Here is a 13,266-nt window from a genome sequence, read left to right on the forward strand (position 1 = left end):
CCGACGCGGATCACCGCGCTGATGCTCGACATCGACGACACCCTGCTCGACACCCGCTCGGCCATGCGCCGGGCCGCCGCCCGCTGCATCACGCAGGTGTGGCCCGAGGCGGGGGAGCGGGCCGACGAGCTCGGCGTCCGCTACCACGCCGACCCGGGCGGCTTCTTCGGCGGCTACACGCGCGGCGAGCTGACCTTTGCCGCGATGCGGGAGTCGCGGCTCCAGGAGGTGGCGACGCACGGTGGACTTGCCTGGGAGGCAGGGTCCTTCGCGGGGTTCGAGCAGGGGTGGCCGGACGCCTTCCGCACCGGGACCCGGGCGTTCGACGACGTGGCGCGCCTGCTGGAGCGGGCGCGTGCCGACGGGCTGCTGGTCGGCGCGCTGACCAACTCCTCGACCGAGTTCACCACCCTCAAGCTCGACGTCGTCGGGCTGAGCGACGCCTTCACCGCCATCGCGACGACGGACACCCTCGGCTACGGCAAGCCCGACGCCCGCGCGTTCTGGCGGGCCTGCGAGCTGCTCGGCTCGTCGCCGGAGCAGACGATGTATGTCGGGGACGACCTCGCCGTCGACGCGCAGGCGGCGGTCGCGGCGGGGCTGCACGGCGTGTGGCTCGACCGACGCGGGGAGTGGGCCGGCCGTGATGATGGTGACGTCGGCGTGCCCGTCGTGACGTCCTTGGACGACGTGTCCTGGCAAGCATGAGGCGGCATACGGCCGATTTGGGCAGCGGCGTCGCCCTCCGGTAGAGTTCTCTCTTGGTTCGCCCGCGCGTCACCGGCCCCGCAGGGGTCCTGATGAAGGGGTGACTTCTCTTGGGGTATGGTGTAATTGGCAGCACGACTGATTCTGGTTCAGTTAGTCTAGGTTCGAGTCCTGGTACCCCAGCCAATCGCCGGTCGGCCTTCAGAGGCCCGGCCCGATTGGGAGAAACCCGAAGTTTCGGCTAGAGTTTCTCCTCGTTGCTCGCCGCCCCGCAAGGGCTCGGAGCAGCTGATTGCCCCCGTTGTGTAGTGGCCTAGCACGCCGCCCTCTCACGGCGGTAGCGCCGGTTCGAATCCGGTCGGGGGTACGTCGAGAAGGTCCCTCTCCCACTCGGGAGGGGGACCTTTCGCGTTGCCCGGTTCGTGGCTGACCTCCCCCAGCGCCTGCCCAGGGGCGGCGCTGGCGCGCCCTCGCCCGGTGTGGTGGTGTGGTCCTCATGAAGAAGTTCGTCAACGACGCCGACGCCTTCGTCCGCGAGAGCCTCGAGGGCCTCGTCCTGACCCAGCCCGGACTCGCGCTCCTCGAGGGGCGCACCATCGCCGTGCAGGCCGACCGGGTCGTGAGCGGACATGACGTCGGCCACGGCAGCGGCGGCGACACCCGGGGCAGCAGCGGGGCTGACCGAGAGGCCGTCCCGGTGGCGCTGATCTCCGGCGGTGGAGCGGGGCACGAGCCTGCGCACGCCGGATTCGTCGGCGAGGGCATGCTGACCGCGGCCGTCAGCGGTGGGGTCTTCGCGTCGCCGAGCGTCGACGCGGTCCTCGACGGGATCCGCGCCGTCACCGGGTCGGCCGGGGCGCTGCTGATCGTCAAGAGCTACACCGGGGACCGGCTCAACTTCGGGCTCGCCGCGCAGCTGGCCCAGGACGAGGGGTATGCCGTGGAGACCGTCGTCGTGGGTGACGACATCGCCCTGGGTGACGCCGACACGCACGCCGGGGCGCGCGGCCTCGCCGGCACGGTGCTGGTGCACAAGATCGCGGGCGCCCTCGCCGCCTCCGGGGCCGACCTCGCCGAGGTGACCGAGCGCGCCCGCTCGGTCGCCGGTCGGCTGGCCACGATGGGGGTCGCCCTGCGGCCCGGCACCATGCCGGGGTCGGGCGAGGCGACCTTCGAGATCGACGAGGACCGGATCGAGCTGGGGCTGGGGATCCATGGCGAGTCCGGCGTCGAGCAGGTCCCGCACCGCCCGGCCGACGAGCTCGCGGCCGAGCTGGTGGACCGGGTCCTGGCTGCCCGCCCGCTCGACGACGGGGCGCGAGTCGCCCTGCTGGTCAACGGGCTCGGGGGCACGCCTCCTGCCGAGCTGTCCGTCCTGACCAGGGCGGCGCACCGGCTGCTGGGGGAGCGCGGGCTGCGGGTCGAGCGGACCTACCAGGGCTCTGTCATGACCAGCCTCGAGATGGCGGGGGCCTCCGTCACGGTCCTGCCGCTGGAGGAGGGCGAGGCGGAGCTGCTCGACGCGCCCACCACCTCGCTGGCCTGGCCAGGTGGCGGCGGTCCGGTCGAGAGGCACGACGACGTCCCGGTCCCCGAGGCCACCGCCGACGCGGCCGATCCCGGCGAGCCCGACCCGCAGGTGCGCGCCGCGGTGGACGCCGCCTGCCAGGCGGTCCTCGACGACGAGTCCCGGCTCACCGAGCTGGACCAGGTCGTGGGGGACGGCGACCTGGGGGAGGCGCTGGCGCGCGGGGCGCGAGCCTGGCAGGAGGACCCGGCCGACGGGTCCGCGGCATACCTCCTGCGGGTCCTGTCGGCCCGCTGCCGGCGGGCCATCGGGGGGACGAGCGGCCCGCTGTATGCCGCGGGCCTCGTCGCGGCCGCCCAGGCGCTCGAGGACGGTGCCGACTGGCCCGGCGCCCTCGCTGCGGGGGTCGACGGGATCCAGGAGCTGGGCGGTGCCGAGCCCGGCGACGGGACGATGGTCGACGCGCTGCGCCCTGCGGCCGACGCCGCCCCCGACGGCTGGGAGGCCGTCCTGGCTGCGACCGAGCAGGGGGTGCGGAGCACGGTCGAGGGCGTGTCCCGCAAGGGCCGGGCCAGCTATGTCGGTGCGCGCGGTCAGGGGCACCCGGACCCCGGCGCCGAGGCGGTCCTCACCTGGCTGCGGGCGGTCCGTGAGGCCGGTCGGGCCGGATAGCGGTGGCCCATGGTGAGACCGCGCGGGCGGCATACGGCCCGGTGTGACCTGGAACACGCACCCCGGTGATTGAAGCATAAATCGGACAGGGAAGAGTTGAGTCATCAACCGGCCATCCGACCGGTGGAAGCACTCAGCTAGGAAGCACCATGCGTCGCAAGACCCTCGACACCCTCCTGTCCGCCACCGGCCTGCTGCTGGCCCTCGTCCTGCTCGTCGCGGGCGGGCTGCTCACCTGGGCCTCGACCTTCGCGCAGGGCCAGGTCCACGACCAGCTCGCCGCGCAGAAGATCACGATGCCGTCCGGCAAGGCCCTCGAGGACCCCCAGATCAAGCCCTACCTCGAGAAGTACGCCGGCCAGGAGATGACCACCGGCGACCAGGCCAAGGCCTTCGCCGACCACTACATCCTGGTCCACATGAACAAGTCTTCCGCCGGCAAGACCTACGAGGAGGTCTCGGGCGAGTTCATGAAGCTGTCCAAGGACCCCGCCGCCGACAAGGCCGAGGTCGCCAAGCTCGGCGAGCTGCGGCAGAGCCTGTTCATGGGCAACGCGCTGCGGAGCATGCTGCTCACCGCCTACGCCTTCGGCACCATCGGCCTCATCGCCAAGATCGCCTCGGTCGTGGCCTACGTCGGCGGCGCGCTCCTGCTGCTGCTCGGCCTCCTCGGCCTGCGGCACGCCAAGCGTGCCGGCGACGCCGTCGTCTGACCGCTGTCCGACAGATCACACCGGGCGCCGGTGCCGCACGATTGCGGCACCGGCGCCCCGGCGATTGGATGAGGTATGACCTTCGAGGACGCCTACCGGCGCAAGCTCGCCAGCCCGCACGACGCCGTCACGATCGTCGAGGACGGCGACACGATCGTCGTCCCGACCGGCGTGGGGGAGCCGCCGACCCTCCTCGAGGCCCTCTCGGACCGGCGCACCGAGTTCACCGACGTGCGGGTCGAGCAGATCCTGCCGCTGCGGCCCTTCGGCTACCTCGACCCCGAGACCCGCCGGCACGTGCGGCACAACGCGTACTTCTTGGGCGGGCCGACGCGCAAGGGCGCTCAGGAGGGGTGGATCAGGACGCGCCCGAGCTACTTCTCCGAGATGCCGGCGCTGATCCGCGAGGGCCTGTTCCCGACCGACGTCGTCTTCGCCATGGCCTCCGAGATGGACGAGAACGGCTATTTCTCGCTCGCCCTGGCGCCGGACTACACCATGGCCGCGGTGTCGCGGGCGCGCGCCGTGGTGCTCGAGGTCAACCCGCAGGTGCCCTACGCCTTCGGCGACTGCCACGTGCACATCGACCAGGTCACCGCGATCGTCGAGGACGAGCGCCCGCTGACCGCCGTGGGACTGCCCGAGATCGGGCCGGTCCAGCAGGCGATCGGCACGCACGTCGCCGAGCTCATCCCCGACGGGGCGACCATCCAGATCGGGTTCGGCGCCATCCCCGACGCCGTCGTCATGCAGCTCACCGACCGCAAGGACCTCGGCGTCCACACGGAGATGATCGGTGACGGCATCCTCACGCTGGTCGAGGCGGGCGTCGTCACCAACCGGCTCAAGACGGCCTTCCCGGGCAAGAGCGTCGCGACCTTCGCCCTCGGCTCGGAGCGTCTCTATCGCTGGATGCACCGCAACCGGGGGCTCGAGATGCACCCCGTCGACGTCACCAACGACCCCTACCTCGCCGGCTCCAACGACCTGCTCCACACCATCAACGCCACCATCGAGGTCGACCTGGCCGGTCAGTGCTGCTCGGAGTCGATGGGCTACGTGCCCTACTCCGGCACCGGCGGCCAGTCCGACTTCGTGCGCGCGGCCAACCGGTCCCGCGGCGGCAAGTCCTTCATCGTCACCCCGTCCACGGCCAAGGGCGGCACCGTGTCGCGGATCGTCCCGACCCTGAAGCCCGGCGCCCACGTGTCGACCTCGCGCAACGACGTGAGCCATGTCGTGACCGAGCACGGCGTGGCGCACCTGCGCGGCAAGACCAACGCCGAGCGGGCCGAGGCGCTCATCGCGATCGCCGACCCGGCGTTCCGCGAGCAGCTGGGGGAGCAGGCCCAGGAGATGCACCTCCTCTGACCCCCCATGCCCGTCCAACCCCTTCCATCCGGCGATCGTGAGTGTTCGGTCCACCATTCGTGGACCAGACACTCACGATGTTGGTGGGGTTCGAGGCGCGGGCGGCGGGGCCGGGGAGGGTCTTGCTGGCGCGTATGACGTCCCGGCGTCACCACCCTCGACGCGCGTCACGCGGGGGCCCCGCTAGGCTCGAACGACGCGATCGATGGATCGCCCTCTGGGCCCGCCTGCTCCTCAGCACGCGGTCGCCCGCACCCTGAACCATCGAGCCCCGATGAAGGTGTCCCCGTGTCTGAACTCCGTGATCTGTTGCCCGTCAACGCGATTCGCCTCGACGTCGACGCGTCCGACTGGCGGGCGGCGATCCGTGCGGCCGGCGAGCTGCTCGGCGAGACCGGGGTCGCCGGGGACTCCTACACGGACGCCATGATCCGCGTCGTGGAGGAGCACGGTCCCTACATCGTCCTCGCGCCGGGCTTCGCCCTGGCCCATTCGAGGCCGGACGACTCCGTCACGCGGACCGGCATGAGCCTTGTGCGTCTGGCCGAGCCCGTGCGCTTCGGGCACGACACGAACGACCCGGTCACCCTCGTCATGGCCCTCGCATCGGTCGACTCGTCGGCCCACCAGGACGCCCTCGCGGCGCTGGCCGGCGTGCTCGCCGCCCCGGAGTGCCGCGAGGCGTTGGAGCGAGCGCAGACGCCGGACGAGGTGCGCGACGCCCTCACCGCTCGTCCCGCAGCGGCTCCGGCGGCTGCTGCATCCTCGGCCCCTGCTGACGCGCCCCCGGCAGCCACCACCACGCGCTCCACCGACGAGCAGCACGACCTCCGTCCCGCGATGGCCGACACAGCCGTCACAGGCGATGCCGTGCCGTCCAAGCGGCTCATCCTCACGGTGTGCGGCAACGGCCTCGGGACGAGCCTGTTCCTCAAGAACACCACGGAGCAGGTGCTCGACCGATGGGGCTGGACGCCATACCTCTCCGTCGAGGCCACCGACACGATCTCGGCCAAGGGCCGAGCCAAGGAAGCCGACTTCCTGCTCACCTCCGGGGCGATCGCCCAGACCCTCGGTGACGTCGGGGTTCCCGTGGAGGTCATCGACAACTTCACGTCCCAGAGCGAGATCGACGCCACTCTGCGGCGTCTCTACGCCATCTGACCGGCCTTAGTCACCGGCTCACCCACCCCTGCGCGCATCGGAGCGACCCATGGACGTCCTGCTGGCCATCGCCCAGTTCCTCGTCAACGAGATCCTGAGCGTCCCGGCCTACCTCATCGGCATCATCACCGCCATCGGCCTGATCGCCATGCGGCGCAGCGCCGGCCAGGTGGCGGGAGGCGCGCTCAAGGCCGTCCTCGGCTTCCTCCTGATCGGTGCCGGCGCCGGTCTCGTGGCGGCCTCGCTCACCCCCCTGGGCAAGATGATCCAGGGCGCGCTCGGCGCGCAGGGTGTCGTCCCCACCAACGAGGCCATCGCCGGCATCGCGCAGGCGCGGTACGGCGCGCAGGTGTCGTGGCTCATGATCCTCGGCTTTGTCGTCGCGATCCTGCTCGCCCGCTTCACGCCGCTGCGCTACGTCTTCCTCACCGGGCACCACCTGCTCTTCATGGCGACGCTGATCACGATCGTCATGGCCTCAGCAGGCATGCCCCCGGTCGTGGTGGTCGTCCTGGGGGCGATCCTCCTGGGGATCCTCATGGTGTCGCTGCCCGCGCTCTCCCAACCGTGGACCCGCAAGATCACCGGCGACGACTCCATCGCGATCGGGCACTTCGGAACCGCGGGCTACGTCGCCGCGGGCACCGTCGGACGCCTCGTCGACCCGCGGGGGACCAGCCGTTCTACCGAGGACCTCAAGGTCCCCGAGTCCCTACGCTTCCTGCGGGACTCGATGGTGGCGACGGCGCTGTCCATGGTGCTGATGTATGTCGTCGTCGCCGTCCTCTACCTCGTGCGCGCAGGGGCGACGACCGCCTTCACGGCGTTCGAGGGCGGCGCGACCAACGTGGGCAACTACGTGATGCAGGCGGTCACCCAGGGTCTGCAGTTCGGGATCGCGGTCGCGGTCATCCTCTTCGGCGTCCGCACGATCCTCGGTGAGCTCGTGCCCGCCTTCCAGGGCATCGCGGCCAAGGTCGTGCCCGGGGCGATCCCGGCGCTGGACGCCCCCATCGTGTTCCCCTACGCCCAGAACGCCGTGCTCATCGGCTTCCTGTCCAGCTTCCTCGGTGGCCTGATCGGCCTGCTCCTGCTCGGCGTCGTCTTCGGTCCGATGTTCGGGCTCGCCCTCATCCTGCCGGGGCTCGTGCCCCACTTCTTCACGGGTGGCGCGGCGGGTGTCTACGGCAACGCCACGGGCGGTCGCCGGGGCGCGGTGGCCGGCGGCCTGGTCAACGGCCTGCTGGTGACCTTCCTCCCCGCCCTGCTGCTCAAGGTGCTCGGCTCCTTCGGCTCGGAGAACACCACCTTCGGCGACGCCGACTTCGGCTGGTTCGGCATCCTGATCGGCTACGGCGCCCGCGCAGGCGTGGTGGCCGGCACGGTGATCCTGTCGCTCATCGGCCTGGCGCTGCTCTCGGCGGCCATCCTCGTGCAGAAGCGCGTGGTCGACCGGAGGTGGGACCCGGCACCGGCCGCCGGTCGGGCTGCCCCGGCCACCGTCACGGGTGCTGGGGTCGGCTCAGGCTCCGGGACAGCAGGACCCAGCAGCGCGGCGATGTCCACGCACGGATCCGGTGGGGCGCCTCGCTACCCGCGCATCGCACCGCCGGAAGGCGCTCCCACGCCTCCGCCCCCGCTCGAGGATGCGTCACGCCCCTGACCCGGGCCCTACGCCCTTCGTTCCCCCGAGATCGTGAGTGTTCGGTCCAACATCCTTGGACCAAACACTCACGATCTTTGGGGAGGACGACGCGTTTCAAGCGCACGTATGACGAGACGATCGTCCCGAGATGTGGAACGGCGGGTCACAGTGTGTGGTCCGTCCTAGGAGGTCCCCATGTCCAGCCCCGCGCCCACCGAGCAGCGCGACCCGTCCACCGCAGCCGAGGACCGCTCGGCCCGGATGGCCGTCACCCTCTTCCCGATCCTGATCCTGGCGGCCGCATCGTTCGGCTATCTGGCCCCGTCGTCGGCGAAACCCCTTCTGCCCCACGTCAACACGCTGCTAGGGATCATCATGTTCGGGATGGGGCTCAGCCTGCGCGGGCAGGACTTCGCGCTCGTGGCCCGCCGGCCGCTTCCCGTCCTCATCGGTGTCGTCGCCCAGTACCTCGTGATGCCCCTGCTCGGCTGGGCGGTGGCCAAGGCGCTGGGGCTGTCCCCGGAGCTGGCAGCCGGCGTCATCCTCGTGGGTTGCGCGCCCGGCGGCACCGCCTCCAACGTGGTGAGCTATCTCGCCAAGGCGGACACCGCGCTGTCGGTGGCGATGACCTCGGTGTCGACCCTGCTGGCCCCGATCCTCACCCCGCTGCTGACGCTGTGGCTCGCGGGGACCTACCTCCCCGTCGACGCGCGCAGCATGGCCTCCAGCATCCTGTGGATCGTGCTCGTCCCCGTCGTGCTGGGCCTGCTGGTGCGCACCTTCCTCGGCCGGGTCGTCGAGCGGGTGCTTCCCGCCCTGCCCTGGGTGTCCGTCGTCGCCATCTCGCTGGTCGTGGCCGCCGTCGTCTCGGGCTCGGCGTCCAAGGTCGTCGCTGCCGGCGGGATCGTCCTGCTCGCCGTCGTCCTGCACAACGGTCTCGGCTACCTGGTGGGCTATGGCCTTGCCGCCCTCACCGGACAGCGTGAGCGGGCCCGGCGCACCGTCGCCATCGAGGTCGGGATGCAGAACTCCGGTCTGGCCGCCGGCCTTGCGTCGCAGTACTTCTCGCCGACGGCCGCCCTGCCGGGCGCCGTGTTCTCGATCTGGCACAACCTCTCCGGAGCCATGCTCGCGGCGTACTTCCGGCGCCGCCCGATCCGCGATTGACCACCAGTGCGGGTAGGGGAGACGGGTAGGCAGGGGCGACGGGAGGGCACGGCGGTGAGCCAAGTCTTGGCCTGGATGGCGGCCGGTGTTCACGGGCGCGACACCGGGTCGCCCTGGATGCAGAATCTGCTTGCGGCACCACCCTTCTCGAGCCCCAGGAGCCCCCGTGCGCAGACTCGTCCCCCTCGCTGCTGCCAGCACGCTCGTCCTCGCCGTCACGTCGTCGGCCACCTCCGCAGCAGGCGCTCCGGTCGATCCGGCCACGCCGCTGGTCTCGCGGCCCCAGGTCGCCAAGGACCTGTCGCGCTACGTCGACCCCCTCGTCGGCACGAGCAACGGTGGCAACACCTATCCCGGCGCTGTCCGACCCTTCGGCATGCTGTCGTGGAGCCCCACCAGCACCGCGGGCGACCAGACCAGCACCGCTGCCTCCAACGGCTACAGCCATGACACCACCAAGCTGCGCGGCTTCTCGCTGACGCACGTCAACGGCGCCGGCTGTCACCCGGGCGCCATGGGTGACGTCCCGATCTTTCCCCACCCGGCCGCGATGGGGATCTCGCCCTCGGCGGACACCAAGGACGAGGTCTACGCCAGCACCTTCTCTCACGCGGGCGAGCGCGCGGTGCCCGGTCGCTACACCCTGGCCCTGGACAACGGCGTCCGCATCGACGCGGCCGCCACCACCCGGGCCGCCGTCACGTCGCTGGGCTTCCCTGCGGGCAAGCCCGCCAACCTGTTGTTCCGGACCTCGAACTCGCTCAACGGGAGCGAGTCGGCCGAGATCTCCATCGACCCGGCCACCCGCACCGTGACCGGGTCGGTCCTCACGGGCGCCTTCTGCGGTCGCCGCGCGACGGGCAACGGCAGCAACAAGCGCAGCTACTACCGCCTGCACTTCGTGGCGAGCTTCGACCGGGCCTTCACCGGGACGGGTACGTGGGTGAACGACCGGATCCGTCCCGGGACGAGGAGAGCCATCGGAGGTGAGGGCTACGAGACCGGGGCGGCTCGCGCCGGGAAGGGCTCGGGCGGCTGGGTCTCGTTCGCACCGGGCACCACGGTCGGCATGAAGGTCGGCATCTCCTACACCAGCCTCGGCGCGGCCAGGGCCAACCTCGCCGCCGAGGTCGCGCCGCGCGACACGGTCGCCAGCGTGGCCAGGGCGGCCGACCAGCAGTGGGACGAGCAGCTGACCCGGGTGCAGGTCGCCGGGGGGAGCACGGAGTCCCGCACCAAGCTCTACACCGCGCTCTACCACGCCTTCCTCGAGCCCAACGTGGTCAACGACGTGGCCGGGACCTACTGGGGGGCCGACCAGCGCGTCCACCGGCTGTCTCCCGGCCAACGCGCCCAGCTCGGCAACTTCTCCGGCTGGGACGAGTACCGCGCCCACACGCAGCTGCTCGCGCTCCTCGAGCCCCGGCTCGCCGGCGACTTCGCCCAGTCGCTGCTCAACAACAGCCGGCACCACGGCGGGGTCTGGGACCGGTGGGTGCACCTGACGGCCTGGACCCACGTCATGACGGGGGACCCGAGCGCGCCGACGCTGGCGGGCTTCTACTCCCTCGGGGTCCGCAACTTCGAGACCCGGGCGGCGTTCGCGTCCCTCTACCGCCAGGCGACCGTGCCGCACGCGGACGGCCTGTCGACCTACGGGTGCCCGGGCCAGTGCGCCGGCATCCGCCCGGACCTGGCGCAGTACCTGGCGCTCGGCTACGTGCCGCAGGACGGTGGCCACAGCTGGGGCGGCGCCGCCGAGACCCTGGAGGACTCGGTGGCGGACTACGCCCTGGCGGACTGGGCTGCACGTCTCGGCCGTACGTCGGAGGCCGACGCCATGCGCCGCCGGGCGTCCAGCTGGAAGAACACCTTCAACCCCGTGGCGACGCCCGACGGCGGCTACCAGCAGGCGCGCAACGCGGACGGCTCGTGGGTGCAGCCCTTCACGCCCGCCTCCGACAAGGGCTTCGCACAGGGCAGCTCGGCGACCTACACCTGGATGGTGCCGCACGACGTCTCCGGCCTGTCGCGGGCCATGGGTGGCGACGCCAGGGCCATCAGCCGACTGGACGCCTTCTTCCGCAAGCCCGACGGGTCGTGGGTGACGGGCGGTGACCCGCTCCGCTACGACGCGACCAACGAGCCGGGCATCCACACCCCCTGGCTCTACAACGCGCTCGGTGCTCCGTGGAAGACGCAGGAGGCCGTGCGGGCGATGGAGCGTCTGGCCTACACGACCGGACCCAAGGGGCTGCCGGGCAACGACGACCTGGGGACCATGTCCTCGTGGTACGTCTTCGCGGCGCTGGGGATCTATCCCCAGAACCCCGCCCGTGCGGAGATGCTCCTGTCGAGCCCGGTCTTCCCCCGGGCCTGGATCCGGCGCGACGGCGGGGCGACGATCCGGATCGACGCGCCGGCGGCCTCCCCCGACCACGTCTACATCGACCGGGTGCGCGTCAACGGCAGGCCGTGGACCCGGTCCTGGCTGACCGAGGGGGTCGTCAACGACGGCGGCGTCGTGCGGATCGACCTGCGCCGCACCCCCAACACCCGGTGGGCCACGATGCCGGGCGATCGCCCGGTCGACCGCTGAGGCCGTATGACGCAGCGCCCCGCCTCCTGTCCGGCTGAGCTCGGGCGGCGGGGCGCCGTCATGCGCGGCCCCGATGCGCGATCGACCGCCAGCGCCCCCACCCGGGATCGTGAGTGCTTGGTCCAAGAATGTTGGACGAAACACTCACGATCCTGCGAAGCGTGGCCAGCCTGCGAGGGGGTGGCCGGCCTGCGAGGGGGTGGCCGGCCTGCGAGGGGGTGGGGAAGGGCGAGGGCCAGGGGCCCGTCTGTCAGTGGTCCGTGACGAGGCGGAGGAGCTCGTCCCAGGTCGACACCTTGACGCGCTCGCGACCCTCGCCGCGGCCGAGCTCGATCTCCGCCGCGTCGATGGCGCGCCAGTCGGCCAGGGTGCTCGGGTGGTGGCCGCGGGCGCGGAGGACAGGGCCGACACCGTCTCGAGACGCGCCGGGTCGATGACCCTCGCCGGTCCCAGGGTCCGCGACGGCGCCAGGCTCCTCGACCCGCCCACCCTGCGGGTCCCGTGGAGCGTCCTCGGCTGCCTGCAGGTCGGCGAGCACGTGCGCCACGGTCTGCGCGGCGTCGGACTTGTTGGTGCCGATGACGCCGATCGGTCCGCGCTTGACCCAGCCCGTGCAGTACTCCCGCGGCTGCCTCACGCCCGCCTCGTCGACGACGCGGCCCTCGACGTTGGGGATGATCGCGCGCGTCCGGTCGAACGGCACGTCGGCCAGCGGGCTCCCGCGGTAGCCCACCGCGCGCAGCACGAGCTGCACGTCGAGGGTCTCGAGCGAGCCCGTCCCCTCGACCGATCCGTCGGGAAGCAGCCGGGTGCGCTCGACCGTCAGACCGTCCACCCGCCCGTCACGCTCGGTCATCTCCACCGGCCGGGCGTAGAACGCGAAGTGCAGCCGTCGCCGGCCCCCGTCCGATGCGGGGGCGCCGTCGCCCTCGGTGGGCAGACCACGCAGCAGCTGGACGTTGGCGCGCGTGCGCCGGTCGAGCGCCGCCTCGTCCAGCCCGTCGAACGCCCCCTCGGAGACGGTCACGTCGATCCCCGGGGTGGCGACCAGCTCGCGCAGCTCCTTGGTCGTGTAGCTCGCGTGCTGGGGACCCCGCCGCCCGACGATCCACACGTCGCGCACCTCGCTGCGGGCGAGCTCCTCCAGGACGGGTTCGGCCATGTCGGTCACCCTGAGCGAACGGGCCTCCTTGAGCAGGATCCGGGCCAGGTCGACGGCGACGTTGCCGACGCCGACCGTCGCGACCGCCCGCACCCCGTCGAGCGGTTGAGGTCGCGCGTCGGGGTGCCCGCCATACCAGGCGACGAACTCGCGCGCGGAGCGGCTGCCGCTCAGGTCCTCCCCGGGTATGCCGAGGCGCACGTCCTCGCTCGCCCCGACCGCGTAGATCACCGCGTCGTAGGCCTCGAGCAGCTCGGCCCGGGACACGTCACGACCCACCTCCACGAGCCCCCAGAAGGTGACGGCCTCCAGGTCGAGGGTGCGGGCGAGCGCCGTCGCCACCGAGCGGATGCTCTCGTGGTCCGGGGCGACGCCGTAGCGCAGCAGGCCGAAGGGCGTCGGCATCCGGTCGAGCAGGTCCACGTGGACCGGCAGCTCGTCCTGACCGGCCAGCGCCTGGGCGGCGAAGAGCCCGGCGGGTCCGGCGCCGACCACGGCGACCCGTCGGACGCGGTGCGCGTTCGTCATACGGTCAGG

General features: G+C 71.9%; 9 protein-coding genes and 2 tRNA genes. 10 read left to right on the forward strand and 1 reads right to left on the reverse strand.

All coding sequences use genetic code 11. The features are described 5' to 3' along the window. Positions 1-21 precede the first annotated feature (21 nt). The 10 genes from B4K29_RS15255 (at position 22) to B4K29_RS15300 (ending at position 11,567) form a co-directional block, all read left to right on the forward strand. Positions 22-708: an HAD family hydrolase gene (locus B4K29_RS15255; protein WP_286968032.1), complete on the forward strand. Its 687-nt coding sequence runs from the start codon at positions 22-24 to the stop codon at positions 706-708. A 111-nt stretch (positions 709-819) separates the two neighbouring features. After that, positions 820-894, forward strand: a tRNA-Gln gene (locus B4K29_RS15260). A 108-nt stretch (positions 895-1,002) separates the two neighbouring features. Next, a tRNA-Glu gene (locus tag B4K29_RS15265) sits at positions 1,003-1,075 on the forward strand. 129 nt (positions 1,076-1,204) lie between these two features. Next, on the forward strand, positions 1,205-2,908 hold the full coding sequence (locus B4K29_RS15270) for a dihydroxyacetone kinase family protein (protein WP_286968034.1): 1,704 nt from the start codon (positions 1,205-1,207) through the stop codon (positions 2,906-2,908). Positions 2,909-3,057: 149 nt separating this feature from the next. Further along, positions 3,058-3,621, forward strand: a complete 564-nt coding sequence (locus tag B4K29_RS15275) for a hypothetical protein (RefSeq protein ID WP_019287804.1) — start codon at positions 3,058-3,060, stop codon at positions 3,619-3,621. A gap of 75 nt (positions 3,622-3,696) precedes the next feature. Further along, complete coding sequence (locus B4K29_RS15280; RefSeq protein ID WP_286959644.1) at positions 3,697-4,992, forward strand: acetyl-CoA hydrolase/transferase family protein; 1,296 nt, start codon at positions 3,697-3,699, stop codon at positions 4,990-4,992. Positions 4,993-5,280: 288 nt separating this feature from the next. Next, positions 5,281-6,156, forward strand: coding sequence for a PTS sugar transporter subunit IIA (locus B4K29_RS15285; RefSeq protein ID WP_286968036.1), 876 nt, complete (start codon positions 5,281-5,283; stop codon positions 6,154-6,156). Positions 6,157-6,205: 49 nt separating this feature from the next. Continuing rightward, positions 6,206-7,819 carry a PTS ascorbate transporter subunit IIC gene (locus tag B4K29_RS15290; RefSeq protein ID WP_286956448.1) on the forward strand — a complete coding sequence of 538 codons (1,614 nt, stop codon included), beginning with the start codon at positions 6,206-6,208 and terminating at the stop codon, positions 7,817-7,819. A 177-nt stretch (positions 7,820-7,996) separates the two neighbouring features. Then, complete coding sequence (locus tag B4K29_RS15295) at positions 7,997-8,968, forward strand: bile acid:sodium symporter family protein (RefSeq protein WP_286956450.1); 972 nt, start codon at positions 7,997-7,999, stop codon at positions 8,966-8,968. 166 nt (positions 8,969-9,134) lie between these two features. After that, positions 9,135-11,567, forward strand: coding sequence for a GH92 family glycosyl hydrolase (locus tag B4K29_RS15300; RefSeq protein WP_286959698.1), 2,433 nt, complete (start codon positions 9,135-9,137; stop codon positions 11,565-11,567). A 250-nt stretch (positions 11,568-11,817) separates the two neighbouring features. On the opposite strand, the gene B4K29_RS15305 is transcribed toward B4K29_RS15300, so the two are convergent. Continuing rightward, a complete protein-coding gene (locus B4K29_RS15305) occupies positions 11,818-13,257 on the reverse strand; it encodes an FAD-dependent oxidoreductase (protein WP_239262757.1) in 1,440 nt (479 codons plus the stop codon). Between the last annotated feature and the right edge of the window lie 9 nt (positions 13,258-13,266).

The organism is Arsenicicoccus sp. UBA6765 (assembly GCF_002453335.1).
GTDB lineage: Bacteria > Actinomycetota > Actinomycetes > Actinomycetales > Dermatophilaceae > Arsenicicoccus > Arsenicicoccus bolidensis.